General features: G+C 64.0%; 27 protein-coding genes and 1 tRNA gene. 15 read left to right on the forward strand and 13 right to left on the reverse strand.

What is annotated here, in order from left to right:
• Nucleotides 1-51: 51 nt before the first annotated feature.
• Nucleotides 52-1,044: a mycothiol synthase gene (mshD, locus tag ASH00_RS01240; RefSeq protein WP_056543922.1), complete on the reverse strand. Its 993-nt coding sequence runs from the start codon at nt 1,042-1,044 to the stop codon at nt 52-54.
• 214 nt (nt 1,045-1,258) lie between these two features.
• A complete protein-coding gene (locus ASH00_RS01245) occupies nt 1,259-1,963 on the reverse strand; it encodes a winged helix-turn-helix transcriptional regulator (protein WP_056543925.1) in 705 nt (234 codons plus the stop codon).
• Nucleotides 1,964-2,222: 259 nt separating this feature from the next.
• Here ASH00_RS01245 and ASH00_RS01250 point away from each other — a divergent pair, with 259 nt between their 5' ends.
• The 4 genes from ASH00_RS01250 (at nt 2,223) to ASH00_RS01265 (ending at nt 5,319) form a co-directional block, all read left to right on the forward strand.
• Complete coding sequence (locus ASH00_RS01250; protein ID WP_235563105.1) at nt 2,223-2,960, forward strand: hypothetical protein; 738 nt, start codon at nt 2,223-2,225, stop codon at nt 2,958-2,960.
• Nucleotides 2,961-3,153: 193 nt separating this feature from the next.
• The gene (locus tag ASH00_RS01255) at nt 3,154-3,753 is read left to right on the forward strand and encodes an FABP family protein (protein ID WP_056543931.1); all 600 of its coding nucleotides are present in this window, start codon (nt 3,154-3,156) and stop codon (nt 3,751-3,753) included.
• 82 nt (nt 3,754-3,835) lie between these two features.
• Nucleotides 3,836-4,921, forward strand: coding sequence for a CAF17-like 4Fe-4S cluster assembly/insertion protein YgfZ (ygfZ, locus tag ASH00_RS01260; RefSeq protein WP_056543933.1), 1,086 nt, complete (start codon nt 3,836-3,838; stop codon nt 4,919-4,921).
• Nucleotides 4,918-5,319 carry an ankyrin repeat domain-containing protein gene (locus tag ASH00_RS01265; RefSeq protein WP_056543937.1) on the forward strand — a complete coding sequence of 134 codons (402 nt, stop codon included), beginning with the start codon at nt 4,918-4,920 and terminating at the stop codon, nt 5,317-5,319. Before ygfZ ends, ASH00_RS01265 begins: the two co-directional genes overlap by 4 nt.
• On the opposite strand, the gene ASH00_RS01270 is transcribed toward ASH00_RS01265, so the two are convergent.
• From ASH00_RS01270 to ASH00_RS01310, 9 genes are all read right to left on the reverse strand, one after another.
• On the reverse strand, nt 5,316-6,071 hold the full coding sequence (locus ASH00_RS01270) for a GNAT family N-acetyltransferase (RefSeq protein WP_056543940.1): 756 nt from the start codon (nt 6,069-6,071) through the stop codon (nt 5,316-5,318). The genes ASH00_RS01265 and ASH00_RS01270 overlap by 4 nt on opposite strands.
• 45 nt (nt 6,072-6,116) lie before the next feature.
• A complete protein-coding gene (locus ASH00_RS01275) occupies nt 6,117-7,142 on the reverse strand; it encodes a 6-phosphofructokinase (RefSeq protein WP_056543943.1) in 1,026 nt (341 codons plus the stop codon).
• Nucleotides 7,143-7,282: 140 nt separating this feature from the next.
• Nucleotides 7,283-7,930, reverse strand: a complete 648-nt coding sequence (locus ASH00_RS01280) for a response regulator (protein ID WP_056543945.1) — start codon at nt 7,928-7,930, stop codon at nt 7,283-7,285.
• Entirely contained in the window at nt 7,927-9,171 is a 1,245-nt protein-coding gene (locus ASH00_RS01285; protein ID WP_056543948.1) for a sensor histidine kinase, read from the reverse strand. Before ASH00_RS01285 ends, ASH00_RS01280 begins: the two co-directional genes overlap by 4 nt.
• Nucleotides 9,172-9,215: 44 nt before the next feature.
• Nucleotides 9,216-10,088, reverse strand: coding sequence for an ABC transporter permease (locus tag ASH00_RS01290; RefSeq protein ID WP_082565820.1), 873 nt, complete (start codon nt 10,086-10,088; stop codon nt 9,216-9,218).
• Nucleotides 10,085-11,011: an ABC transporter ATP-binding protein gene (locus ASH00_RS01295; protein WP_082565821.1), complete on the reverse strand. Its 927-nt coding sequence runs from the start codon at nt 11,009-11,011 to the stop codon at nt 10,085-10,087. The genes ASH00_RS01290 and ASH00_RS01295 overlap by 4 nt, the downstream gene beginning before the upstream one ends.
• 100 nt (nt 11,012-11,111) lie before the next feature.
• Nucleotides 11,112-11,354, reverse strand: coding sequence for a PspC domain-containing protein (locus ASH00_RS01300; protein WP_056543954.1), 243 nt, complete (start codon nt 11,352-11,354; stop codon nt 11,112-11,114).
• A 63-nt stretch (nt 11,355-11,417) separates the two neighbouring features.
• Complete coding sequence (locus tag ASH00_RS01305; protein ID WP_056543956.1) at nt 11,418-11,651, reverse strand: hypothetical protein; 234 nt, start codon at nt 11,649-11,651, stop codon at nt 11,418-11,420.
• Nucleotides 11,648-13,027, reverse strand: coding sequence for a PspC domain-containing protein (locus ASH00_RS01310; protein WP_162252834.1), 1,380 nt, complete (start codon nt 13,025-13,027; stop codon nt 11,648-11,650). Before ASH00_RS01310 ends, ASH00_RS01305 begins: the two co-directional genes overlap by 4 nt.
• Before the next feature lie 124 nt (nt 13,028-13,151).
• Between ASH00_RS01310 and ASH00_RS01315 the strand changes: the two genes are divergently transcribed.
• Together ASH00_RS01315 and ASH00_RS01320 are read left to right on the forward strand one after the other, a co-directional pair.
• Nucleotides 13,152-14,396, forward strand: a complete 1,245-nt coding sequence (locus ASH00_RS01315; RefSeq protein WP_056543961.1) for an ATP-binding protein — start codon at nt 13,152-13,154, stop codon at nt 14,394-14,396.
• Complete coding sequence (locus tag ASH00_RS01320; RefSeq protein ID WP_056543963.1) at nt 14,389-15,039, forward strand: LuxR C-terminal-related transcriptional regulator; 651 nt, start codon at nt 14,389-14,391, stop codon at nt 15,037-15,039. Before ASH00_RS01315 ends, ASH00_RS01320 begins: the two co-directional genes overlap by 8 nt.
• On the opposite strand, the gene ASH00_RS01325 is transcribed toward ASH00_RS01320, so the two are convergent.
• Complete coding sequence (locus tag ASH00_RS01325; RefSeq protein WP_056543966.1) at nt 15,036-16,271, reverse strand: pyridoxal phosphate-dependent aminotransferase; 1,236 nt, start codon at nt 16,269-16,271, stop codon at nt 15,036-15,038. The two genes, ASH00_RS01320 and ASH00_RS01325, sit on opposite strands and share 4 nt — an antisense overlap.
• A 274-nt stretch (nt 16,272-16,545) precedes the next feature.
• Between ASH00_RS01325 and ASH00_RS01330 the strand changes: the two genes are divergently transcribed.
• From ASH00_RS01330 to rplL, 8 genes are all read left to right on the forward strand, one after another.
• Nucleotides 16,546-16,618, forward strand: a tRNA-Trp gene (locus tag ASH00_RS01330).
• Between the two features lie 105 nt (nt 16,619-16,723).
• Nucleotides 16,724-16,981, forward strand: coding sequence for a preprotein translocase subunit SecE (gene secE / locus ASH00_RS01335; protein WP_235563106.1), 258 nt, complete (start codon nt 16,724-16,726; stop codon nt 16,979-16,981).
• A 59-nt stretch (nt 16,982-17,040) separates the two neighbouring features.
• Nucleotides 17,041-17,889, forward strand: a complete 849-nt coding sequence (gene nusG / locus ASH00_RS01340; protein ID WP_056543969.1) for a transcription termination/antitermination protein NusG — start codon at nt 17,041-17,043, stop codon at nt 17,887-17,889.
• A gap of 119 nt (nt 17,890-18,008) precedes the next feature.
• Nucleotides 18,009-18,437 (forward strand): 50S ribosomal protein L11, encoded by a 429-nt coding sequence (gene rplK / locus ASH00_RS01345; protein WP_056543970.1) that lies wholly within the window; start codon nt 18,009-18,011, stop codon nt 18,435-18,437.
• A 113-nt stretch (nt 18,438-18,550) separates the two neighbouring features.
• Entirely contained in the window at nt 18,551-19,258 is a 708-nt protein-coding gene (gene rplA, locus ASH00_RS01350; RefSeq protein WP_056543973.1) for a 50S ribosomal protein L1, read from the forward strand.
• Between the two features lie 129 nt (nt 19,259-19,387).
• Nucleotides 19,388-20,485, forward strand: a complete 1,098-nt coding sequence (locus tag ASH00_RS01355; protein ID WP_056543976.1) for a GNAT family N-acetyltransferase — start codon at nt 19,388-19,390, stop codon at nt 20,483-20,485.
• 259 nt (nt 20,486-20,744) lie between these two features.
• On the forward strand, nt 20,745-21,344 hold the full coding sequence (rplJ, locus tag ASH00_RS01360; RefSeq protein WP_056543979.1) for a 50S ribosomal protein L10: 600 nt from the start codon (nt 20,745-20,747) through the stop codon (nt 21,342-21,344).
• Between the two features lie 57 nt (nt 21,345-21,401).
• Nucleotides 21,402-21,782, forward strand: a complete 381-nt coding sequence (rplL, locus tag ASH00_RS01365; RefSeq protein ID WP_056543982.1) for a 50S ribosomal protein L7/L12 — start codon at nt 21,402-21,404, stop codon at nt 21,780-21,782.
• Nucleotides 21,783-21,883: 101 nt separating this feature from the next.
• Here rplL and ASH00_RS01370 read toward each other — a convergent pair whose 3' ends face one another.
• A complete protein-coding gene (locus tag ASH00_RS01370; protein WP_056543985.1) occupies nt 21,884-23,086 on the reverse strand; it encodes an acetyl-CoA C-acetyltransferase in 1,203 nt (400 codons plus the stop codon).
• 399 nt (nt 23,087-23,485) lie between these two features.
• Here ASH00_RS01370 and rpoB point away from each other — a divergent pair, with 399 nt between their 5' ends.
• Nucleotides 23,486-26,995, forward strand: a complete 3,510-nt coding sequence (gene rpoB, locus ASH00_RS01375) for a DNA-directed RNA polymerase subunit beta (RefSeq protein ID WP_056543988.1) — start codon at nt 23,486-23,488, stop codon at nt 26,993-26,995.

Below are 26,995 nucleotides of genomic sequence, written 5' to 3' on the forward strand. Positions count from 1 at the left end.
GGCGTGGGGCGCTGCCTGCCTTGGCAGGACAGGTGAAGGCCCTGCTCAACCTTACAAGTTGCCGGCTGTATTACCTGGTGCGTACATGACGTCAACGTCCCACCGGGTGAAGCCCAGCGAACGGTACAGCGCGACGGCGGCCGTATTGTCCGCATCGACGTACAGCATGATGGCCTGCAGCCCGAGCGAGTGCAGGTGTTCAATTCCGGCAATCGTCAAGGCCTTTCCGAGTCCCATGCCCTGCGCAGCGGGAGTCACTCCCACGACGTACACCTCGCCGATGGCAGGGTGTTTGCCGCTGCGGGGGTGCACCTTGGTCCAGTGGAAACCGAGCAGCTCCCCGTCCGACTCCCGGACCGCAAGGATCAAACCCTGTGGATCGAACCAGTCCTCCGCCATCCGCGACTCCAGGTCCTCACGGGTCATGGCGCCCTGTTCAGGATGGTGTGCAAAGGCGGCAGCATTCGCTTCAAGCCAGGCCTGCTCATCCTTGCCCGGTTCGAAGGTGCGCAGGCGCACTCCGTCAGGCACCACGGCGTCGGGCACTGTCGCTTCGAGTGCGGCGCGCGTCTGCCGCATCCGCCACAGTTCACGGACCGGGATGAACCCGGCTTTGCCGGCGAGTTCGACGGCGGCCGCATGATTCCCGTGCGACCACACCCGCAGGTCCGGCAACCGGCGGTCCTGCAGCACGCGCACCAGGCTGCTGCCAACGCCCTGGTTGCGGTAGGTGGGCCGGACCACGAGCTCAAGCACGCCGGGTTGGCTTTCGCCACGTGGAAGGCTGACGACGGCGACGCCGGCCAGCTCCTCACCCGCCTCGCCGATGCCGTTTCCGTCACTGGCATAAGTTGCAAACACCAGCAGGGAATCCGGATGTCCTGAGGAGGTACGCAGGTTGACCAGCGTCTGTTCGGACAGCGGAGGGTTGCCGTCCGCGTCTTCCGCAGCACGGGCGAGGCCGAGGATGTCCTGCAGGACCTCAGCGCGTGGGACACCGCCGATGGTGCGGATGGGCCAGGTGGGTGCGTCAGCTGCAGTCATCTGATTAGCGTAGCCGCGGGCACCACCATTCCGGGAGGATTTTGGCGGCGTCGGGCGGCGTGGGGTAGGCTTTTCAAGCGTTCGAAAGAGTGCAACCGGGGGGATGCGCCAGTGGGGCGCCCTCGATACGTTCGACCCGTATGTCCTCCACAAACACAAAGGCTCCTTCTCCGCAGCGCGGGAGGGAGCCTTTGTTTATGCCTGCCGGCTGACGTCATGCCTGCTGACTGACTGCCGAGTCACCGCTCTGGCGGCTGAGCGTGAACCGGTAGCCGACGTTCCGCACGGTGCCGATCAACTGCTCATGGTCCGGGCCCAGCTTGGCCCGCAGCCTTCGCACGTGCACGTCGACGGTCCGGGTGCCCCCGTAGTAGTCGTAGCCCCACACCTCATGCAGCAGCTGGTCACGGGTGAAAACCCGGCCGGGATGCTGCGCGAGGTACTTCAGGAGCTCGAACTCCTTGTAGGTGAGGTTCATCGGCTCGCCGCCCACCCGCGCGGTATAGCTGGCCTCATCAATGACGACGCCGGAGGCATGGATCTCGCTCGATACCTCCTCGGCCGCGGTATGTGCCCGAGAAATGACAAGGCGCAGCCGCGCCTCTACCTCCGCCGGGCCGGCGGAGTCGAGGACGACGTCATCGGCCAGCCAGTTGGCGGCGACGGCCGCCATGCCGCCTTCGGTGAGAACCAGCATCAGCGGAGCACTGAGCCCTGTGGCGCGCAGCAGCTGCGTCAGTGAGCGGGCGCCCACCAGGTCCTTCCGCGCATCGATGATGACGACGTCGGACGGTTCAGTTTCGAGCAGCGCGGTGGGCTCGGCGGGAAGGATGTGCACCTTGTGGTTGAGGAGCTCGAGCGCCGGGAGGATCTCCACGGAGGAGCCGGGGCTGTTCGTCAGCATCAGGATGTGCGGCATGTGTCCTCCAGGGATTGGGACGCGCATCATCGGGCGGGCGCAGCGGTGACCGCGTGCCGAAAACAGCAGGACGTTCCGGCAGGCCGACAGCGGATTGCAGTCCAGTATACCGGTGTGACCCGGGGCACCCCCGTAACATCGCGTCCGAAACGGCTGATCCCTCGCTACACCGCGGGAATGATCCCGCCGGGAAGGCCACGGACGGATTTGCCGCTTTCGACGCCTCACGCGTGGGTAGTGCAGTATTGCAGGGGTGAGAATGATGATGGCGGCACTGGTTGCGGCGGTAGCACTGATAGCTGTCGTCGGCGCTTCTTACGTGTCGCTGACGGTGAGCGCCGTCGCCGTCGTTGTTCTGATCCTCGTGGCCGCGATCGGGTGGCCGCATCTGCTGGGAGTCCCGGCGCGCAGGAGCCAATCCGCGGCCATCGCGCTGAGCGCCCTTGCGGCCACCGCCGCCGCCTACTTCTCCCCCTCGGGGGCAGCGCTGACCTGGCTCCCGGTTGCTGTGGCCCTCGGTGTCGGGGCAATCTTCCTCATTCAGCTCCTCCGGGGTACCGGCCAGAGTCACCGCCTCGAATCAACGCTCGGCGCGAGTTCCGGCGTGCTGCTCATCGCGCTGGGCGCCGGCTGGGTCGCTGCCGAGAACCTCGGAGTGAACGCGGGAAGCTCCGGTGTCACCCTCGTGACGGGAATCAGCGTCCTGATCGCAATCGCCACGGCGCTGCTGCCCTGGCCTGACCGCATGGTCGGGCCGCTCGGTGTTGTCCTCGCGGCGCTCGCCGGACCACTGTGCGCGCTGATCTTCACGGATGTCGAGGGCCTTGCCGCCGCAATCATCGGCGCGGTGTGCGGCGCCGTCGTCATGGCCGGCCGGCGGCTCGTCATCAGCAGGGATACGCCGCTCAATCCGGCGGCCGTGCTCGCCGTGGGAGTCGCTCCGATCCTGGGCATCGGCTCGCTCGCCTATTTCCTCGAGCGGCTCCTGCTGAGCTGACGCGCGTGTCTCCCGGAACCGTCCAGAGTGGCGCACCCGGCGGAAACACGGCGTTAGGATGGAAGCATGTCAATTCTTGCGCTGGAAATCTTCTTCATCTCCCTGTTGGTGATCGCGGGCCTCGGCATGGCCGGCTTCGCTGCACTCGTCGTCACGCGCCTGTACAAGGGCCAGAAGTAGCGTTCGCTGATCCATGTCGTTTGAGATACCGACGGACCTGACTCCCGAGCTCGTTCCGCTGTCCTGGCTTCTGGGAACGTGGGAGGGCTCCGGCAGGCTGGGCGAGGGCACCGCTGATTCCGAGCACTTCTTCCAGCGTGCCGTGTTCACCCAGCACGGGCTGCCCTACGTGCAGTACACCGCTGAGAGCTGGCTGACGGATGAAGAGGGCAATACCCTTCGTCCGCTGTCGGTGGAGACCGGCTTCTGGGCGTTGGACCGCAAACTGAACGATGCCGACGTCGGGCCCGGCCTGTCGCCGGCGGACATCGTGCCTGCCCTGAAGAGCGCTGACGAGGTCGAGCAGTTCCGTAATGATGCGGGCGGGTTCGACATCACGGCCACAATCGTCCACCCGGGCGGTATCGCAGAGCTGTACTACGGCAGCATCAAGGGCCCGCAGATCCAGCTCTCCACGGACCTCGTGATGCGCGGCCAGCACTCCAAGGACTATTCGGCGGCCACGCGGCTGTTGGGCCTGGTCAACGGAGATCTGTACTGGCGTTGGGACATCGCGGCAGACGGCAGCTCACTGGAGCCGCATGCCTCCGCGATCCTCAGGAAGTCGCCCTGAGCGGCACTGCGGATTGTGTGAGTGCTCCGTTGGAATACCCCTTGTCGGAATACGCTTTGCAGCCTATGACGTTGCCAACGGTATGACTTACTCAAGCCCGCTACTTTCCATGCCCGGCGCCGTGGCTGCCGGTGCACCCGATGAGGGGGTGGCAGCGCACTACGGTGACCCGCTCCGGGAACAGCGCGCCCTGGCCCGCGGCGAGGCCATTGTTGATCTTTCCCACCGCGGTGTCGTCACGGTCAGTGGCCCTGACCGCCTGAGCTGGCTCAATACTCTATCCTCCCAGCTCCTGCTCGACCTGGCACCGGGCGAGTCCACCGAAACTCTCCTGCTCACCGTGCAGGGCCGGATCGAGTACAGCCCTCGCGTGGTCGACGACGGCGCCACCACCTGGCTGCTGACCGAAAGCTGGGAAGCCGCGCCGCTTGCTGCATGGCTTGACCGCATGAAGTTCATGCTTCGGGTAGAGATTGCGGACGTCACTGCCGACTGGGCCACACTCGGTTCAGTCCGGCCGGTAGAGCGGTTTGCTGACAACCTCACCTGGATTGACATCTGGCCGCACATCCGCACGGGCGGATACTCCTACAGTGTGGTCGGGGAGGAATCCCATCCCGGTACCGAGCGCCCCTGGCATGAGTACCTGATTCCGCGAACTGATCTCGCGGCAGCAGTGGAAGGGCTCACTCTGGCCGGCATGATGGCGTCGGAGGCACTGCGCATCGCCGCGTGGCGTCCGCGGCTGGGCGTCGAGACGGACGAACGCACCATCCCGCACGAGCTGGACCTCCTGCGCACGGCCGTCCACCTGTCGAAGGGCTGCTACAAGGGCCAGGAGACCGTCGCCCGCGTGCACAACCTCGGGCATCCGCCGCGGCGGCTTGTCTTCCTGCAGCTGGACGGAAGCCAGCACACCCTCCCGGAGCGCGGCAGCGCCGTCGTCATCGGGGGACGAACGGTGGGTACGCTCACCTCCGTCGGACAGCACTACGAGATGGGCGCGGTGGGCCTCGCGGTCATCAAGCGCAGCGTGGATGCGGGAGCCACCGTCGAGGTGGTCGACGGCGAGGAGCACTACGCCGCCACACAGGAACTGATCGTTGCCACGGACGCCGGCCAGGTTGTCGGCCGTCCCACCGGACTGCTGAAAGGCGGCAGAGGATGACCGAACAGGACGCCCCGGATCCTTCCGCTGACGCAGCCATTGCGCTTGCCCACCGCCTCCTCGACGCAGCGCGCGAGGGCGACGGCGCAACCCTGCGGAAGTACCTCGACGCCGGAGTGCCGGCAACGCTGACCAACACCGCCGGGGACAGCCTCGTGATGCTCGCCGCCTACAACGGGCACGCGTCGGTGGTGGCGGACCTGCTTGCACGTGGAGCTGATGCCGAGGCTGCCAATGACCGCGGCCAGACCCCGCTGGCCGGTGCGGTCTTCAAGGGCTACGCCGATGTGGCGAAAGAGCTGCTCAGTGCAGGCGCCAGCCCGGACGCCGGAACGCCGTCGGCCCGCGACGCCGCAGCAATGTTCGGACGGGCGGACATGCTGGAGCTGTTCACCTAGTCCTGCTGTTCCGTTCCTCCAGGCACAGTCTCTCCCGGCGCAGCGCCGCCCTCCAGCACAACGGAGGTCTGGCTTCCTGCGTGGGCAAATCCCGCGCGGAGCGCGGTGCGCTGTGAGGCCACATTGTCGGTGCGCGCACGCCACTGCGGGATGAGCCCGGCAGCCATCGACTCCTCCACCGCGACCGACACGGCATAGGACGCACGGCCCCGCCGCCGTTCCGCCGGGGCCGTGAGGACGCCGAGGTGGGCAAGAATGCCTTCCCAGGTGTCATAGCCGGCGCCCGCGAGCGGCAGCAGCGGTTCGGAGGTCTCGTCCACGAGGACGCAGGTGTTCTCCATGGCGCTCAGCCCCACCTCGGCCACATCATCCGGCGGGCAGAGCCGCTCGAGTGCAAGCGCGTGCTCGGGATCGCTGCTGACCGGCGGCCCGCTGTCCGGGAAGGACGGGAGGGCGTCGCAGAAATACAGATATGCTTCGCCGAGCCCGCGTCCACCGTGCGGACGGCTCATGGACAACAGCGTTGAGTGCCGGGAAAGTTCGACGCCGGACAGATTCTTGGCTGCGTCCAGCGCCCAGGTGGGACCGACCAGCGCTTCCTTCCCGAAGAGTGCAACGAACATGAGCAGCGGCGCGCTGTTGTCTTCACGGTAGATACGGTCCCGGCCGTCGGCCATGGCGTCGTCGTCGAACCCCAGCAGCCTGGACCAGGCGAGCTGGATGATCGAGATGGTGCCGGGTTCAAGATTCATAGAGACGACGTTAGCCGAACCGGGCGGACGTCCAGTTGACGGTACTCAGCCGAAGAGGATGGCCGCTTCGTCGTAGCGGTGCTGCGGGACGCATTTGAGGTTGCCCAGCGCGGCATCGAATCCCACATGAGCGATCTCGGTGCCGTTGAGCGAAACCATGGAGCCCCACAGCCCGTCGATAACCGAGTCGACGGCAGCCATCCCGAGACGCGTGGCCAGCACCCGGTCGAATGCGGAGGGGACGCCGCCGCGCTGGATGTGGCCGAGGACGGTGGCGCGGGTTTCGATTCCCGTTCGGGCCTCGATCTCGGGAGCCAACTGGTCCGCGATTCCGCCCAGGCGCGGTCTGCCGAAGGTGTCCAGGCCGCGCTCGGAGTGCGGTTGCTCCATGTGTGCGGGGACAAAGCCCTCGGCGACGACCACCAGCGGTGCGCGGCCGCGGTCGCGGGCATCGGTGACCCACTCGCAGACCTGTTCGATGGAGGTTTGCTGTTCGGGGATGAGGATGGCGTGTGCACCGGATGCCATGCCGGCGTGTAGGGCAATCCAGCCGACGTGGCGACCCATCACTTCGGCGACCATGCAGCGCGAGTGCGATTCACCGGTGGTACGGAGCCGATCGATGGCTTCGGTGGCAATCTGCACTGCTGTGTCGAAGCCGAAGGTGTAGTCGGTGGCGTCGAGGTCGTTGTCGACGGTCTTCGGGACGCCGACAATCTTCAGACCGGCGTCCGTGAGGCGCTTGGCGGCAGCCAGGGTCCCTTCACCACCGATGGCGATCATCGCGTCAATCCCGAGCCGCTCAAGCGTGGCCTTGATTGCCTCCGGGCCGCCGTTGCCGTCGAAAGGATTGGTGCGGGACGTACCCAGGATGGTTCCGCCCTGTTTGGAGATGCCCCGGACCGCATGCCGCGGAAGCTCGATGATGTCGCCTTCCACCACCCCTCGCCAGCCGTCGCGGAACCCTACGAACTCGAGGTTGTCGGTCTTGATGCCCTTCAGGACAGCTCCGCGAATCACCGCGTTGAGTCCGGGGCAGTCGCCTCCGCTGGTGAGGATTCCGATCTTCATGTAAGGCGTTTTCCAATCAATCGTGGGTGGGGTGATCTGGTCAGGCGCCTCCTTGAGCCACGTATGATTCTAGACACACTTACGCAAGGGGCCTCTTTATGTCCCGGTCCGCAAGGACATCGCCCCTCGACGGTGCCGCGTCAGCGGACCGACGGAAGCAGCCCGCGTTCCATGGCAACGACGACGGCGCGGGTTCGGTCGTCGACGTCCAGCTTGGCGAAGATCCGGAGCAGATGCGTCTTGACCGTGGTCTCCGCGATGAAGAGTGCGGCTGCGATATCCGGGTTGCTCATTCCCTGTGCCACGGCCTGGAGCACTTCGACCTCCCGTCGGGACAGCGCAGGCGTACCCGGAGCACGTAGCCGGGAAACAAGCTTTGCCGCGATCGGCGGTGCCAGAACAGTCTCGCCGCGTGCAGCTGCGAGGACCGCGTCGATGAGCGTTTCACCGGGGGTGTCTTTCAGGAGATATCCCACAGCACCGGACTCGACTGCGCGCACAATGTCGGCATCGCCGTCGTAGGTTGTCAGCACCAGGACCTTGATGGCTGGGTCGGCGCTGAGCAGCTGGGCGGTTGCCTCCGCCCCATCCAGTTCCGGCATGCGCAGGTCCATGAGTACGACGTCGGGAGCCTGCGTAGCGCTCGCAGTGACGGCTTCCCTGCCGTTCCCGGCATCTCCGATCACCAGCAACCGGTCATCGGTACTCAGCAGTGCGCGAAGACCGGCGCGCACGATGGGGTGATCGTCAACGATCAGTACGCGGACCCTGACCGTTTCATCGCTCACTGCGCTGCCCCTTTCCGCACGAGCGGTACGGTCATGGTGAGGCAGGTGCCTGCCCCCGGTTGGGAGCGGATGTGGAGGGAACCGCCGATCTCACGGAGCCGGCTGCTCATGGAGGTCAGTCCAAAGCCTGCACTGGACTGATCGGCCGTGAAACCCCGTCCGTCATCCCTGACGGTGAGAAGCAGGTCATCGTTCTCACGCTGGAGCGTCAGATCCACCTGCCTGGCTTCACTGTGCCGGCGGACGTTGCTGAGCGCTTCCTGTGCGCAGCGAAGTACCGCGATCTGCTGGGCGGACTCAAGGACAGGCGGATCGTCCGGAAGGGCAATCCGCACCGTGCGGTCCCCTTGCCGTGAAGCCTCACCGAGCCGCCTCAGCGCACCGATCAGGTCGCCGCCCTGCAACTGGGACGGTCCGGAGGAAGTGATGAGCGCGCGCGCTTCCTGAAGGTTCTCCCGTGCGGTATCGCCGATCGCAGCAAGGTCCGACTCGATTGAAGACCCGGGAACCTCGGAGCCTGCCTGTTGCTGCCGTTCACGTCGAAGCTTCGCCTGGGCAGCTTCGGACAGCATGATGACCGAGGTGAAACCTTGGGCCAGAGTGTCATGAATCTCGCGGGACATGCGCTCCCGCTCTGCCATGGCGCCCTGCTGCTCATGTGCCTCGGCGAGCTCCGCCCTGGTTGCCTCAAGGGATGCGATCAACTGCCCGCGGTCCTCGCTCTGGTCGATGATCTTATAGATCCACAGCCCGATCATGCTGGAGCCCAGAAAGGAAACAAGCACTTGCAAACCCACGCTTCGCACGTTCTCCGGATCTGTACCGGTGAGGTTCAGCTGGCCCAGGGCGACCACGACGCACAGGACGGCGGTGGCGATAAGACCCCTGCGTGGGGTGTTCGAAAACATCCATATTTGGGGAAAGGCGACAAAAAGCAGGATGGCACCGTAACTCGACAGGAATGACAACAAGCCGACGGTGCTGACCAGCAGGACGACGTACGCCGTCGGCCGCCAGGTCCCGAGATGCTCCAGCCGGGTGAGGAACGGATAGACGGTTGCGAGTACTGCAAGAGCCACAAGCATTGCGGCCTTCGTCGTATCACCATTCACCAGCAGCAGGACTACGAGCACCACCACCGACAGCACCGTGTAAAAGCCCACGTGCCACCAGCGCATCCCGCGCAGCCATACCGAATTGTCCGGGAGAAGGGGGACGCTCCGATCCGCTGGAGTGCTCATGAAATCACTGTACGACGGCGGCCGGCCAGCGGGGACAGGCTGGCTCACTTCTGCGGCGGCCAACGGAAAACCGTGCGGGTAAGCACCAGCCCAGCCACCAGCCACACGGCAATCACGAGTGCGGCGAGTCCAAGGTTCCAGGTACCGCCTGGCTCGACGGCAGCCCAGCCTTCGGGAAGAAACACCGAGCGCATCCCACTGGCTGTCCACCGGAGGGGAAAGAAGTCGGCGATGGTCCGCAGCCAGTCAGGCATCTGGGAGAAGGGAAAGTAGACACCGGAAATGAAGGCCAGCAGCAGCGGAGGAACCGCAGACATGGTGGACGCGCCCTGACCAGTTCTGGCAAGGCAGGCAAACGCAATACCTACCGCGGACCAGGCGGCGGTCGAACCCAGCAGGAGCCAGATGAAGGTGAGCCAGGCGTCCACAGTGGCAGGCATGGTCACGCCGAACAGGAAGCGCGCACCCAGAAGCAGGAGCGCGGTCTGCGTCGTGATGAGGAGAAGGGTAAGGCCGGTCTTGCCGAGGAAGTAGGACAGGCTCGGTAGGGGAGTTCCCGCGAGGCGCTTGATGGAACCGTTGAAGCGTTCGTCTGCGACGTAACCGCTCAGGTTCTGGAATCCGCTCAAAATGGTGCCGAGGGCAATCATGCCCGGCAGATAGTACTCCGCTGGGCGAAGCAGGGACTCCGGCCTGTTCGGGTCGCCAATACTCGCCTCATCGCCGAAAACAGTGCTGAACAGACCCATCATGATCAGCGGGAAGAACAGGGTGAACACCAGGGCGGACGGATCCCGCGAGAACATCCGGGCTTCAAGTATTGTCCGTCGCCAGCCAAGGGCGAGGGTGTTCGGCCTCCACAACCGGGAAAGGGACGTGGACAGGCCGGTCGGTGCCGTAGCTGATGGTGTCGTCATGACGCATCTCCACTTTGTATGCCGTGCTGCTTCAGCAGCTCAAGATAAATGTCCTCCAGGCTGGGTACCCGTATCTGAAGCTTCCGTGGCTCATGGGTGCCCCCTGCGCTGAGCAGGTTCACCAGCTCAGCCGGCCGGTCCGTGATCTCCTCGTGGACACCGTCGTCGTCAATCCAGCTCACGCGGGGCCGCCGCAGAGCGGCGCCTCCCAGTGTGCCGGGCGCTCCCTCGGCCACAAGCCTGCCGCCGGTGATGATGCCGAGCCGGTCCGCCAGCTGCTCAGCTTCGTCGAGGTAGTGGGTCGTCAGCACAATGGTTGTGCCGTCGGCCCGGAGGCTGCGGATCAGGCCCCAGAACGCCCGCCGGGCATCGGGATCGAAACCCGTGGTGGGTTCATCCAGGAAGAGCAGCTCAGGATTTCCGACGAGGCCCAGCGCCACATCGACCCTTCGGCGCTGACCGCCCGAGAGTGTGCTGATGCGCTGGGACTCCTTGCCTTCCAGCCCAACCGCCGCGATCAGCTCATCCACCCCTCGCGGATTGGGGTAGTACGCGGCGAGAGCGTGCAGCGCTTCACGCACCCGCAGCGCACCCGCGTCGGTCGCCTCCTGCAGGACGATTCCGATCCGGGCCCGGAAGGACGGAGGTGCCTTGTATGGAGTCGTCCCGAGTACATTGACGCGCCCGGAAGTGGGCTTGCGGTGACCTTCAAGAATCTCGATGGTGGTGCTTTTCCCGGCACCGTTCGGTCCAAGCAACGCGTAGGTAACACCTGCCTGAATCGACAGGCTCAGGTTGTTGACGGCCGAAATGGTGCCGGACTTCTGCCGGTAAACCTTGGTGAGGTTCTCGACCTCGATCGGCACATCGTGGTGGCTGGTCGCGTCGTTGCGCGGGGCCGGGTGAAAGGTGGAGGTTTCCATGTCTCAAGACTGCTCCGTGAGCGCAGGTCCGGGTAAGCATCTACAGACTGAATGGGGGTGTCCACCGATTGGTGGACACCCCCATTCCTCAAGACAGAATTCAGCGGTTGGAAACGAGCTTCTCCAGCGCGATGGTCCCGTCAGTCTTGGGAAGCAGCAGCCAGAGCACCACATACACCGGTGGGCCGATGACGGGAAGCAGGAAGCTGAGCAGGATGCCGATCCGCACCAGTCCCACGGACCAGCCGAACCTGAGGGCGATGCCGGAGGCGATGCCGCCGAACCAGCCGCCCGGTGCTCGTTTGATGGGGGAGGAGCGGAGGGTGTTGAAGAAGGAGTTCATAGATCCATGCTTTCTTAGTGGGGCGGGAATGTCACGGGAAGTAAGGGTTTGGTGAATGCCCACTCAGTTGCGCCGGTTCATCGAGAGGATGCCGCAGATGATGAGGGCCACGCCGGTGCCGACGAGGAGCACCATGACCACGAGTACCGGGTCAAGCACCAGGCCTGTCAGTTCGCCGGTCAGTACAAGCAGGCCGATCACAATGGCGAGGACGCCCCAGATGATGGTTCCGGCGCGTGGCCGTGCGTCGTCGTCGTGCTTGGTGGGGTTGTGCTTGCCGGGATAAAGGGTGCTCATCGTTCCTGCCTGCTTTCGGTGTCCAAGAGTGCGTTTTCGTTGGTGGCGACGGTGATGTGGCTGACCACGCCCCGCATCTCGAGGATGATGCGCGGGCCGTCCGCGTCTTCGTTCAGGTGCAGGGTCCGCGGCTGCCAGATGCCGCCGACGCTGGTGGTTTCACCGGCACTCACCACTTCGGTTGAGCTGAGCGCCATCCGTGACCGCACGTCAACCGGAACGCCTTCCGGAACCAGGATGCCGACGTTCCCCGCGGCTGCATTGACGGGGATGGTGACGTTTTCGGTGATGTCCTCCAGGCCGGTCAGGTCCACACGCCCCTGGCCGACGACGACGGTGTACCCCTCGGACGCCGGGCTCGCGGCCGTCATGGACCACCGGCCCTGATCGGCGAGGACCCAGTTGCCCGTTACGGGCGACGCTGACGAGATCATGGTGGCGGCGATCCCGACCGCGGCCAGGAAGCCAAGTCCGCCGGACGTGCGTCCGCGGATCCCCAGCAGGACTATGCCCAGACCCAGAACGACGACGCCGGTCGCCAGCGCGACGGCGATGACGCTCCCGCCGAGGGCCAGTACGCCGACGTAGTCAAGGACGAGCACCAGTGCTGCCAGGAGGAGCGCGCCGCCAAGGAAGACGGCCACGTCGGCTCCGGTGGGACGGGGTGCCGACGGCTTGGGCGCGGCTTTGACCGGAGGGCGGGTCGGGCCGATGAAAGGCCTGGTGGGAGGAGGAGTCGGCGAATAGACATCGGTGGGCGCGGTACCGGGCGACGTGGTGCCGAATGACGGTGCGCCTGCCGATGCGGTGCCGGCAGTGAAGGATTCGGTCGGCGCAGGGCTCGTGCCTGTGCCCGCTCCATTGTTGCTGTTCTTGTTCCGGTTGGCGTTGGAGATCCAGTAGACGATGAACACCGCCACGCCGATCCAGAACAGGCTCCAGATGAAGCCGCCAAACCCGCCGGTGTTGCCGAAGAACGGTGCATTGGGGCGCCACAGCCCGAGGAGGGAAACAACCAGGGCGCCAGTCATGCCGGATGTCCAGCTGCCGCGGGCGGCGGATTCGGCGTGGATGCGTCCGTCGGGTTCCGGCAGCAGTGCCCACGCCAGCCCGTAGGCCAGCAGACCGATGCCGCCGAAGATCGCGAGCACCACAAACAGTCCGCGGACCAGGACTACGTCCAGCCCGGTTCGGGCGGAGATGCCGGTTGCGACTCCGCCGATCCAGCGGTCCTGCCCGCGGGTAACCTGCAGGCTTCGGATCCAGCCGAAGAAGCCGGCGCCGGAACCGGTACGTGACGCGCCGCCGTATGCGGGGGATTCCGGGGTGCCGTCAGCGTCCCGGGGCGAGGAGGAAGGGTCATCATGGGAGTTCATATCTTCATCCTTGTCCTCGAGCGGCCTTCCAACCATCGGGGCTGACCCTGAACCACCCCTGAGCTCCGGCGGGATTCCCCTGAGAACGGGTAACGCTGAGCCCTGAGCGTGCTTGGATTGACTCATGAGACCCCCGCTGCTCCGCTCCGAAGATGCCCTGATCGCGGGCGTCTGCGGTGGCCTGGCGGCGCACCTTGGAGTCTCGTTGCGGGCGGCCCGCATCACCATGGTGGCGCTTTCCCTGGTGGGCGGTGCCGGCGTCGTTCTTTATGGCTGGCTGTGGCTGCTGGTTCCAACCACTGAAGAACGACGGCGGGGCGTAGCGACGCCCGCCGGACTGCGGTTGGGTGCGCCCGTCCTCGAAGGACAGAGGTCCAAGCCGGCCCGGTCATTCGGAGCGGCGGGCAGCCGGGAAGTGATGATCGGCGTCGGGCTCCTCGTGGTCGCGGCCGCATTCGTGGCGCAGCAGCTCGGCGTGACCGTTCAGTGGGGCTGGCTGGTGCCCGTCGGTGCGGTCGCCCTCGGCGCGGTTCTCGCATGGTCCCAACTGGACGAGGCCCGCCGTGCCCGGCTGATGGATCACGCTGGAGCCACCCGGGCTGAAGGTGTGGCGCGGCTTGCTGCCGGCCTGGTCCTGGTGATGGTCGGGCTGCTGATCCTCGTGTCCGGGTCGCTGTCCTGGGAGTTCACCTGGCCGGTGCTCCTGGCCACGGCTGCGGTGCTCGGCGGCGTAGGGCTGGTGCTGGCGCCGTGGGGGCTGAAGTTCTGGGAGGACCTCGAGGCTGAGCGGTCGGCGCGCGTCCGCGAAACCCAGCGGGCGGAAATCGCCGCCCACCTCCACGACTCCGTGCTGCAGACGCTGGCGCTGATCCAGAACCGCGCCGCTTCGGAACAGGATGTCATCCGGCTGGCGCGCGCCCAGGAGAGGGAGCTGCGGCGGTGGCTCTACGCGGACACAGCTGAGCGGACAGGCAACCTCGCGGACCGCATCAAGGCGGTTGCAGCGGAGGTGGAAGAGGAATACGGGCATCCCGTCGACGTCGTCTCCGTCGGAGAGGCGCCCCTGACCCCGCGGCAGGATGCCTTGGTGCAGGCAACCCGCGAGGCCATCCTGAACGCCGCCAAGCATGCTGGCGGCGCCGTCTCCGTCTATCTTGAGGCAGGGACCGCAGTTTCGCAGGTCTTTGTCCGTGACCGCGGTGCGGGGTTTGACCCCGAAGCTGTGCCGCCTGACCGGCTGGGCATCCGTGAATCGGTCATCAACCGCATGCAGCGCCACGGAGGTACTGCCCGGATCCGCAGTTCGGAAACCGGAACGGAAGTTCAACTGACCATGCCCGAAGAGGAAGCAGGAGCTTCGCATGACTGAGCCGATCACCGTCGTCGTTGTTGATGACCACGCCATTTTCCGGTCCGGTGTGAAGGCGGATCTCGACGGCCGTGTCCGGGTTGTCGGTGAGGCAGCCACGGTGGAGGAGGCCATCGCGGTCATCCTGGAACAGCAGCCGCAGGTAGTCCTCCTCGATGTCCATTTGCCGGGAGGCAAAGGCGGGGGAGGCGCTGAGGTGATCGCAGGATGCGGTGACGTCCGCCAGACCACGCGGTTCCTGGCGCTCAGCGTGTCCGATTCCGCCGAAGACGTAGTCACCGTCATCCGGGCAGGCGCCCGCGGATATGTCACCAAGACCATCACGGGCGCTGACATCTCCAACGCGGTGCTGCGCGTGGCGTCAGGCGATGCAGTGTTCTCGCCACGGCTCGCCGGGTTTGTACTCGATGCGTTCGGCACTGCAGCGGTAGCGGCCGCCGAGAGCGAACTCGACCGGCTGTCCGCCCGGGAACTCGAAGTGATGCGGCTGATCGCCCGCGGTTACAGCTACAAGGAGGTCGCGAAGGAACTGTTCATCTCCATCAAGACCGTCGAGACCCACGTGTCAGCGGTGCTGCGGAAGCTGCAGCTCTCATCCCGGCACGAGCTCACCCGCTGGGCGGCGGAGCGCCGGCTGCTCTAATGCCGTGCTGTGCCGAGGAACTCTTGGAGCCTGCCGACGCCGGTCGCGAGGTCTTCGTCGCCAAGCGCGTAGGAAAGTCGAAGATATCCGCTCGGTCCAAAAGCCTCACCGGGGACCACCGCTACCTCGACGGTGTCGAGGATCAGGGCAGCCAGTTCTGCCGACGTCGCCGGCCGTGCACCGGCAAGCTCCCTGCCGAGGAGTTCGCGGACATCCGCATACGCGTAAAACGCGCCGTGCGGTGTGGGGCACTGGATACCGTCAATCTCGTTCAACCCGGAAACCATGGCACGACGACGGCGGTCGAAGGACTTCTTCATCTCCTCCACTGCGGTCAGTGGTCCGGACACAGCTGCGAGAGCCGCCATCTGTGACACGTTGGCCACGTTCGACGTTGCGTGTGACTGCAGGTTGGTGGCTGCCTTCACCACGTCCTTCGGGCCGATCATCCAACCGACGCGCCAGCCCGTCATTGCATAGGTCTTGGCCACGCCGTTCAGGATCACCACGCGGTCGCCCAGCGAGGGTGCGGCTGTCGCAATGGAGGTGAAGGGGACGTCGTCGTAGGTGAGGTGTTCGTAGATCTCGTCCGTGACTACCCACAGGCCGTGACCGGCCGCCCACTCACCGATTTCGCGAACCTGTTCCGGGGAGTACACCGAGCCGGTGGGGTTGGAGGGGGAAACGAAGAGCAGGATCTTTGTGCGCGGCGTCCGTGCGGCCTCGAGCTGGTCGATGGATACCAGGTAGGACTGCTCCGGGCCGGCAAAAACCTCGACCGGGACTCCTCCGGCCAGCCGGATGGCCTCCGGGTAGGTGGTCCAGTACGGGGTCGGGACCAGCACCTCGTCGCCCGGGTCCAGCAGCGTGGCGAACGACTCGTAGACTGCCTGTTTGCCGCCGTTGGTCACCAGAACCTGGGCCGGGTCCACCTCATAGCCGGAATCACGCAGGGTCTTCTCGGCAACAGCCTGCTTGAGTTCCGGCAGCCCCCCTGCGGGGGAGTAGCGGTGGAACCGGGGCTGACGAGCGGCGTCGACTGCGGCATCCACGATGTAATCCGGTGTGGGGAAGTCCGGCTCGCCTGCGCCGAAGCCTATTACAGGCCGTCCTGCCGCCTTCAGCGCTTTGGCCCTGGCGTCGACGGCCAGCGTCGCTGACTCTGCGATCGCGCCGATTCGCTGGGACACGCGTCCGTTGGAGTGCTGGGACAGGGCATCAGCGGCAGTCATGGTCTTCCCGTCAGTTGAGGTGGGTTGGTCTTGGAGATGAGGTCAGGCTCGGGTGTAAGCCCTTGTCTCAGCTTAGGGCTTACCCGCTGAACACAGCCTGTCGCGACGCACTGGATGACGGGGCAGGAGGCGTTCGAACGCGCGAGGTTCGTCCGGTTCGACGTCGGGTCCGTGATTGCGTAGACTAGTTCCTCGGTGTTGAAGTCGCCATGATGGTCCGTGCCTGCGCAGCGGTATTGCTGAGGGTAGGGGCAGCAGCGAATCTTCACTCCAAAGGGTAGTGGCGCAATTGGTAGCGCAGCGGTCTCCAAAACCGCAGGTTGCAGGTTCGAGTCCTGTCTGCCCTGCGCATCACCGTCATGGACAGCATGCGGCAGTGCGGCGTTGAACGCTCTATGAGTGATGGGTCAGTGCGGCCAGCTCAGGTACCTACAGGATTGGTGAGGTTGAAGGTGACCGATACGGCTGAAAGCAGCTCCAAGGGAAACCCCGCCGGCAAGGAGAGTCCGAAGCGTGGATTCTTCGGTCGGATCATCCTGTTTGTACGTCAGGTCATCGCCGAACTGCGCAAGGTGGTTGTCCCCACCCGCAAGGAACTGATCCGGTTCACTATCACCGTCCTGGTGTTCGTGATCATCATGATGCTCATCGTCACCGGTTTGGACTTGTTGTTCGGCGCCGGTGCGGTGTGGGTCTTCGGCGGCAGCTAGTTTCTGCCCTCAAGAGGCAGTATCGAGCAAGCACAGCAATCCAGAAAGCAGGCAGCTAGGTGTCCGAGCAAGAACTCGAACGACAGATCACAACCGACGAGGAAGATCTGGGTACCGAGGATCAGGTAACAGCAGCAGGTGCGGAAGACGCCCCTGCTGATACCGCTGCGCCCGCGGACAGTGATGACGCCGCTGCTAGCGATGGCTCCGCTTCCAGCGATGACTCCTCTTCCAGTGATGACGCCGCTACCAGCGAAGACACCTCGGTTGAGGCGGACTCTGCTGAGGAGGCTCCGGAACCCGAGGTGGACCCGGTTGCCGAGTTCAAGTCGAAGCTTCGTCGCCAGGACGGCGACTGGTACGTGATCCACTCCTACGCCGGTTATGAGAACCGCGTAAAGGCGAACCTGGAAACCCGTATCCAGACCCTGGACATGGAGGATTTCATTTTCGAGATCCAGGTGCCCATGGAAGAAGTCGTGGAGATCAAAAACACCACGCGCAAGATCGTGAACCGCGTCCGTATCCCGGGCTACGTGCTGGTACGCATGGACCTCACGGATGAGTCGTGGGGCGCGGTTCGGCACACCCCCGGCGTCACAGGGTTCGTCGGTAACGCGCATGATCCCGTGCCGTTGAGCCTTAACGAGGTTTTCTCGATGCTGGAGCACACCATTGTGAAGAGCGGCGGCGAGGCAGGTAAGCCGGCGCGCGCACAGGTCACACCAGCCATGGTCAACTTCGAGGTCGGCGAGTCCGTCACCGTCAACGAGGGTCCCTTCGAGACTCTTCCGGCCACTATCTCCGAGATCAAGCCGGAATCCCAGCAGCTCGTTGTGCTGGTTTCCATCTTCGAGCGCGAGACCCCGGTTACCCTCTCGTTTAACCAGGTAACCAAGATCCAGTAAGTTTCGTCTTCGACGGGTCCGCTTTGACCCGTCAGGACGGCCGGCCGCCACGCCATGGCGGTCACCATCCCCGGGACGCTCCTGTCCCGAGGAACGAAATGTAAGAAAAGGACCCTTTCATGGCCCCCAAGAAGAAGGTCACCGGCCTCATCAAGCTGCAGATCAACGCAGGCGCCGCCAACCCGGCTCCTCCGATCGGTCCGGCACTTGGCCAGCACGGTGTCAACATCATGGAGTTCTGCAAGGCGTACAACGCCGCAACAGAATCCCAGCGCGGGAACGTTATTCCCGTTGAAATCACGGTGTACGAGGATCGCTCGTTCACCTTCGTCACCAAGACCCCGCCGGCCGCCGAGCTGATCAAGAAGGCAGCAGGCGTGCAGAAGGGTTCGGCTACGCCGCACACCGTCAAGGTTGCCAAGCTGAGCCGGGCGCAGGTTGAGGAAATCGCCACCATGAAGATGGAAGACCTCAACGCCAATGATGTCCAGGCAGCAGCCAAGATCATCGCCGGTACCGCCCGGTCGATGGGCATCTCCGTCGACTAGCATCGACAACCACTTATAGATCAAAGAATGACACCGTGCCATACGGGCACAGGATGTCTGTGGCAGGGCCCAGCGCGGTCCGTAGACCACAACTGCATAAGGAGAAAGAGCAGATGGCAAAGCGCAGCAAAGCATATGAGGCAGCTGCCGCCAAGATCGACGCGAACAAGCAGTACGCGCCGGTAGAGGCAGTAGCCCTGGCGAAGGAAACCAATCCTTCATCATTCGACGCAACGGTAGAGGTGGCTTTCCGCCTCGGCGTTGATCCCCGTAAGGCAGACCAGATGGTGCGCGGCACCGTCAACCTGCCTCACGGCACCGGCAAGACCAAGCGCGTCCTGGTCTTCGCAACAGGTGACAAGGCTGAGGCGGCAATTGCTGCCGGAGCCGATTTCGTCGGGTCAGACGACATGATCGAGAAGGTAGCCGGCGGTTGGGTCGATTTCGACGCAGCAGTTGCCACCCCTGACCTCATGGGCAAGGTTGGCCGCCTCGGTAAGGTGTTGGGTCCCCGTAACCTCATGCCCAACCCGAAGACCGGTACCGTCACCCCCGACGTCACCAAGGCTGTCACCGACATCAAGGGTGGAAAGATCGACTTCCGCGTCGACAAGCACTCCAATCTCCACTTCATCATCGGTAAGGTCTCCTTCGACGAGCGCAAGCTGGCCGAGAATTACGCGATTGCGCTGGAGGAAGTGCTCCGCCTGAAGCCGTCAGCTTCCAAGGGCCGCTACATCCAAAAGGCAACGGTCACCACCACCTTCGGACCGAGCATCTCGGTTGACCCGAACGTCACCAAGGTCCTGGCAGACGCCTAAGGATTCGATGTGTTGAGGCGGGTGCGGCTATTGCCGCACCCGCCTTTTTCATGCCTGTAACCAGCGCGGATCCGGCGCAGACAGGGAAAGTGATTGACATATCCCAATCACAAAGCGAGAATTCTGACCATGACCATTACCGACGTGAGTGTTCGGCCGTATGTGCTGCCAGAGTCGCTGGATGTACCCGAGGCCCAACCGTTCATTGCCGCTTCAGAGCTCAGCAACCTCATTGAGCGAGAGGTATGGGGCAATGACGATCACTGCCATACGGCACAGACGCGGTTCGAGAGCTCTAAACCGAATCATTACGAGGAACGGGCCATCTTCCTTGCTTTTGAGGGGGAACGGGTGGTGGGAAAGGCCGTCGTGGACGTACCGCTCACGGACAATCTTCAAACCTGCTACGCGTTCGTCATCGTCCATCCTGAGCGGCGCAGGCTGGGCTTCGGCTCAGCCCTCTACGCCGCCGTCGAGGATCATGCGCAGCGGCGCGGTCGCTCCACGATCATGGGGTGGACGGATCACCGGGCCGGTTTCGATCCGGCCAGGGTACTCACTCCGGCAACAGGGGCAGGCGCCTTCCCGTCGACGTCGCTCGCTGCCTGTTTCGCCACTGCACGCGGATTCTCCCTCGCGCAGGTGGATCGGTGCAGCGTGCTCCCGGTGAATTGGAACTCCAGCCGGCTCACAGCGCTTGCCGCTGATGCAGCCAGAATCGCAGGTCCGGATTATGCCGTGGTGGACTGGGTGGACCGATGCCCTGATGAGCTCCTCGAGGAGTACGCACACTTACGGAAGACCATGAGCACCGACGTCCCGATGGGGGAGCTGGACTGGGAAGAAGAGGTGTGGGACGGAGGCCGCGTGCGTGAGAATGAGGGCCGCCTTGAACGTGAGCGCGGCAGCAGTCTCGTTCGTGCTGTTCTCCATAGGCCGAGCGGACACCTGGTCGGTCATACCATTCTTGAAAGGCGCGCGGAGAAGCCTGAAACGGCCTATCAGGAGGACACCCTGGTGCTTTCCGCCCACCGCGGTCACCGTCTGGGAATGTGGCTCAAGGCGGCGAACCTGCTTGCCGTTCCCGACGTCTGGCCCGAAACGCGGCAGGTCTACACGTGGAATGCCGAGGAGAACCGGCACATGCTTGACGTCAATATTGAGCTTGGATTCACACCTGAGGGATATACCGCCGCCTGGCAGAAGAAGCTGGAGTCCGCGGGATGAAGGGGTAGGGTGGCCAATTTGGCCGCTCCGCCCCTGTCCCGTAAGGTTGAAGTACCAAAGACCGTCGGTCGATGAACACCTGCCTGAATTCGTTCAGCTTCTTGTGTGCATCTGAAAGTTCCCGTAAGGGCGGCCAGCGCAGGTGAACGAAGCTAAACCTTCCGGAGAGTAACAAGCTCTGAGTGGTCAAGCCCCGTGCATCTGCGCGGGGCGTTTTTATTGGGCCGATCACCGGCACCAATTCCCCGGAAGGAGGGTTATGGCAACGCCAACAAAGGTTTCGGCCGTGGATGAGATCACCACTGATTTCAAGGAATCCACCGCTGCTGTCCTAACCGAATACCGTGGGCTCTCCGTTGCACAGCTTAAGGAACTGCGCCGTTCACTCGGCGCCGAGACCAAATACGCTGTCGTCAAGAACACCCTGACTGGCATTGCAGCCAAGGAAGCCGGCATCGACGCGTTCGAAGGCCAGCTTGCCGGACCCACTGCAATCGCTTTCATCAAGGGTGACGCCGTTGCTGCGGCAAAGAGCCTGACGGATTTCGCGAAGACCAACCCACAGCTCGTCATCAAGACCGGTTACTTCGAGGGCAAGGCCCTCGACGCCACGGCGGTAGTCGCTCTTGCTGCTCTTGAGTCGCGTGAGTTCCAGCTGGCCCGTGTGGCAGGTGTCCTCAAGGCACCCATGTCCGCACTTGCCCGCACCGTCGATGCCCTGCGCATCAAGTTGGAGGAGAACGGGGACGCTGCACCTGCGGCAACCGCCGAAGCTCCCGCGGCAGAGGAGGCACCCGCAGCCGCGGATGCCGCTCCTGCCGAGGCTGCCGAAGAAGCAGCTGCCCCCGAAGAGAAGTAATTCTCACCCACCACACTCCGGTGCCGCGCGCACCACATCAGGAAGGATGCTTTAGCCATGGCAAAGCTCACCAACGAAGAGCTCATTGAAGCCTTCAAGGAACTGTCCATCATCGAACTCTCGGACTTCGTCAAGCTGTTCGAGGAGACCTTCGACGTCACCGCTGCTGCAGTTGCAGTTGCAGGCCCCGGCGGCGGCGGCGCAGGCGAAGCTGCTGAGGAAGAGAAGGATTCCTTCGACGTCATCCTCGAAGCTGCCGGCGACAAGAAGATCGCGGTTATCAAGGAAGTTCGCGCCCTCACCTCCCTCGGCCTGAAAGAGGCCAAGGACGTTGTAGACAGTGCACCGAAGGCTGTTCTCGAAGGCGCCAACAAGGAAACGGCAGAGAAGGCCAAGGAGGCCCTCGAGGCCGCCGGCGCTACCGTCACCCTCAAGTAGGTTCTTCGAACCTTCTAAAACAGCCCCGGAACCATCTGGTTCCGGGGCTGTTTTGTGTCTGCGGCCTGATGGTCTGCGGGCACCGCAGGGCACGCCGGGTGTCAGTCGCGGTACAGCAGGAGCGCCTCGCCCTGGCCGCCGCCGCCGCAGAGGGATACCGCGGCTTTTCCGCTGCCTCTGCGCTGCAGTTCCAGTGCCGCATGGAGGGCGAGCCGTGCCCCTGATGCGCCAATAGGGTGGCCGAGCGCGATCGCACCGCCGTGGATATTGCATTTGTCCAGCGGCAGGTCGAGGTCCTTGAGGGATTGGCAGGCAACCGAACCGAAAGCTTCGTTGATCTCGACAAAATCGAGGTCGGCGGTACTCCACCCAGCGCGGTCGAGAGCCTGCTCAATGGCCTTGGACGGCTGGGAGTGCAGGGAATTATCCGGTCCCGCCACCTGGCCGGGGCGCCCTACAACGGCAAGGATCTCCCAGCCGTTGGCTTCCGCATTCTCCCGGCTGGTCAGTACCAGGGCGGCCGCGCCGTCGGACAGCGGGGAGGAGTTCCCCGCAGTGATGGTGCCATCCTTCGCGAAGGCGGGCTTCAATCCGGCGAGGGTTTCGACGGTGGTGTTGGGCCGCAACCCCTCGTCCGCGGAGACAACCAGGTCATCGCCCTTGCGCTGCGGAACGTGCACGGGAACAATCTCGTCCTTGAACACTCCGGACTCTGTTGCTGCCGCGGCACGCTGGTGTGAGGATGCGGCGACCTCGTCCTGTGCTGTCCGGTCGATACCCAGGCCCGTGTTGCCGCGTTCGGTCGACGCGCCCATCGATTCGGAGTCGAAAGCGTCGGTGAGGCCGTCGTGCGCGACGGAATCGACTGCGGGCATTGTGCCGTAGGTCCAACCCTGGCGGGCGCCGGGAAGCAGGTGCGGACCATGCGTCATGGATTCCTGTCCGCCGGCGACGACGACGCTCGCCTCTCCGCTGCGGATCAGCCGTGCAGCGTCAATCACCGCGGTGAGGCCGGAAAGGCAGACCTTGTTGACCGTCACGGTAGGAACATCCCAGCCGATGCCGGCCTTGATGGAGGTCTGCCGTGCCGGGTTCTGGCCACAACCGGCCTGCACAACGTGGCCCAGGATGACGGCGTCCACATCTGCGGCCGACACTCCGGACCGTTCCAGCGCACCGGCAACGGCGAAGGCGCCAAGCTCGACTGCGGTGAAGGCTGCCAGCTGTCCATTGAGGCGGCCCTGCGGAGTGCGTGCACCGCCTACGATGACAACATCCTGGGGGTTCTGCTCGGGACTGTTCATGGGAGGTTCCGCTCGCTTTCGTCATCGAATTGCACGGCGCATGGTGCTGCCGGCGCGTCCTACTTCAAGATTACCGCCACACGGTCGCTTTTCAGCTAATGACCATTCACTGAAACCATCTTGCTGCGATCGATTGCCGTCGAACCCGTATACCACATCCGGTTGGACATTGTCGCTACCCTGACGTACAGTAGATATTTGCGTCTTCCCTCATAACCTCAGCCTTCATATAGCGGTGGGCTTTGCCACGCATTCGTCATTTAACGGAAAAGTCGGGTTGCCCTCATTGGCTTCCCTCTGGGCTGTATCCGATGAGCGAATGCGGGCGTCAGGTTGGCACCTAACCGGTGCAGGGAGTGATCGTAAGAACACGCCTGTTGGTCTGTGGAAGGATCCCTCTTGGTCGCCCCGAGCACCTCACTTAATGCAACCGCTACCAGCCAGGTCGACGCCGACGGCGCCGCACCCCGGCTATCATTCGCAAAGATTCACGAACCGCTGGACGTTCCCAATCTTCTCGCCCTGCAGACAGACAGCTTTGACTGGCTGGTAGGCAACGAGCGCTGGAAGGCGCGAGTTGAAGAAGCGCTGAAGCAGGGCCTCCAGGGTGTCGCCACCACTTCCGGCCTCGCTGACATCTTCGAAGAGATTTCTCCGATCGAGGACTTCCAGGGCACCATGTCCCTGAGCTTCTCGGAGCCTGAATTCGCTGATCCGAAGTACACCATGGCTGAGTGCAAGGACCGCGACGCAACGTACGCGGCCCCGCTGTACGTCAAGGCCGAGTTCATGAACAACAACACGGGCGAGATCAAGCAGCAGACCGTGTTCATGGGCGACTTCCCGCTGATGACGGAGAAGGGTACGTTCGTCATCAACGGCACCGAGCGTGTCGTTGTCTCCCAGCTCGTTCGTTCCCCCGGTGCGTACTTCGAGCGCGCTGCGGACAAGACCAGTGACAAGGACATCTTCAGCGCGAAGATCATCCCGTCTCGTGGTGCCTGGTTCGAGCTCGAGATCGACAAGCGCGATCAGGTTGGCGTACGCCTTGACCGCAAGCGCAAGCAGTCGGTCACCGTGCTCCTCAAGGCCCTTGGCTGGACTGAAGGCCAGATCCTCGAGACATTCGGCGAGTATGATTCCATCCGCGCCACCCTCGAGAAGGACGCTACGGAGACCCAGGAAGACGCCTTGCTGGATATCTACCGCAAGCTCCGCCCGGGAGAGCCGCCCACGGTCGAGGCCGCCAAGACGCTGCTGGATAACCTGTACTTCAACTCCAAGCGTTATGACCTGGCGAAGGTTGGCCGGTACAAGATCAACCGCAAGCTCGGCATCGACAAGAACCTCGGTGATTCTGACGCCTCGGTCTTGAACATCGATGACATCGTCGCGATGATCAAGTTCCTGGTTGCACTGCACGCCGGTGAGACCACCCTGACGGGCAAGCGTGACGGCGAAGACGTGGAGCTGCGCGTTGAGGTCGATGACATCGACCACTTCGGCAACCGCCGCATCCGCGCCGTCGGTGAGCTCATCGAGAACCAGGTCCGCACTGGCCTGTCCCGTATGGAGCGCGTTGTCCGCGAGCGGATGACCACCCAGGACGTCGAGGCGATCACGCCGCAGACCCTGATCAACATCCGCCCGGTTGTCGCTGCGATCAAGGAATTCTTCGGAACTTCCCAGCTGTCGCAGTTCATGGACCAGAACAACCCGCTCGCCGGACTGACGCACAAGCGCCGCCTGTCCGCGCTGGGCCCGGGTGGTCTCTCCCGTGACCGCGCCGGCATGGAGGTCCGTGACGTTCACCCGTCCCACTACGGCCGCATGTGCCCGATCGAAACTCCTGAAGGCCCGAACATCGGCCTGATCGGCTCGCTGGCATCCTACGGCCGGATCAACACCTTCGGTTTCATCGAGACCCCGTACCGCAAGGTTGAGAACGGCGTCGTCACCGACCAGATCGACTACCTCACGGCAGACGACGAGGTTGAGCGGCTGATTGCCCAGGCAAACGCGCCGCTCGATTCGAACAACAAGTTCGAAGAGGACATGGTCCTCGTGCGTACCCGTGGTGGTTCAGGCGAGCCCGTTCTCGTCGAAGCCGCGGACGTTGAGTACATGGATGTCTCCCCGCGCCAGATGGTGTCCGTCGCAACCGCGATGATCCCGTTCCTGGAGCACGACGACGCCAACCGCGCCCTCATGGGTGCGAACATGCAGCGTCAGGCCGTGCCCCTGCTCCGTTCCGAGCGGCCCCTCGTGGGCACCGGTATGGAGCGGAACGCCGCCGTTGACGCCGGTGACGCCGTAACGGCCAATAAGGCTGGTGTGGTGTCAGAGGTATCGGCTGATCTGGTGACCGTCCTGAATGATGACGGCACCGAGACCAACTACCCGATCATGAAGTTCGCGCGCTCCAACCAGGGCAACGCCTACAACCAGCGTGTGCTGGTTGGCGAGGGCGACCGCGTCGAGTACAACACGATCATCGCGGACGGTCCCTCCACGGACCAGGGCGAGCTCGCGCTCGGCAAGAACATGCTCGTTGCGTTCATGTCCTGGGAAGGCCACAACTTCGAGGACGCGATCATCCTGTCCCAGCGCATCGTCTCCGACGATGTCCTGACCTCGATCCACATCGAGGAGCACGAGGTTGACGCCCGCGACACAAAGCTTGGTGCCGAGGAAATCACCCGCGACATCCCGAACGTCTCCGAAGAGGTGCTTGGCGCGCTCGATGAGCGCGGCATCATCCATATCGGTGCAGAGGTCGAGGCCGGCGACATCCTGGTTGGCCGTGTTACCCCCAAGGGTGAAACGGAACTGACCCCGGAAGAGCGCCTGCTGCGTGCCATCTTCGGCGAGAAGAGCCGCGAGGTCCGCGACACATCGCTGAAGGTTCCCCACGGGGAGTCCGGCACGGTCATCGGTGTCCGCATCTTCGACCGCGACAATGACGACGAGCTGCCCCCGGGCGTCAACCAGCTGGTGCGCGTCTACGTTGCCCAGAAGCGCAAGATCACGGACGGCGACAAGCTGGCCGGCCGTCACGGCAACAAGGGCGTCATCTCCAAGATCCTGCCGATCGAGGACATGCCGTTCCTCGAGGACGGAACCCCTGTTGATATCGTCCTGAACCCGCTGGGTGTTCCGGGCCGTATGAACGTCGGCCAGGTCCTCGAGATCCACCTCGGATGGGCTGCCAAGCAGGGCTGGAAGATCGAGGGCGAGCCCGAGTGGCTCAAGAACCTTCCGAACCTTCCCCGGGAGATTGACACCACCACCGTCGCAACACCAGTGTTCGACGGCGCTACCGAGGATGAGATCGTCGGTCTCCTTGGTTCCACGAACGTCACCCGCGACGGACACCGCCTCATCGGCGAGTCCGGCAAGGCACGCATGTTCGACGGCCGCTCCGGCGAGCCGTTCCCGGATCCGATCTCCGTCGGCTACATGTACATCCTGAAGCTCCACCACCTGGTGGATGACAAGATTCACGCCCGGTCCACCGGCCCGTACTCGATGATCACGCAGCAGCCGCTGGGTGGTAAGGCGCAGTTCGGCGGCCAGCGCTTCGGTGAGATGGAAGTGTGGGCCCTCGAGGCTTACGGTGCGGCCTACACGCTGCAGGAACTCCTGACCATCAAGTCTGATGACATCCACGGACGCGTCAAGGTGTACGAGGCAATCGTCAAGGGCGAGAACATCCCCGAGCCGGGTGTTCCGGAATCCTTCAAGGTTCTGATCAAGGAAATGCAGTCGCTGTGCCTGAACGTGGAAGTACTTTCCACGGACGGCACCACGATCGAGATGCGTGACTCGGATGAAGAAGTCTTCCGGGCCGCGGAGGAGCTGGGCATCGACCTCTCACGGGCCGAGCCGAGTTCTGTCGAAGAGGTCTAG

The sequence above is a fragment of the Arthrobacter sp. Soil782 genome, from assembly GCF_001428435.1.
GTDB classification, from domain to species: domain Bacteria; phylum Actinomycetota; class Actinomycetes; order Actinomycetales; family Micrococcaceae; genus Arthrobacter_D; species Arthrobacter_D parietis.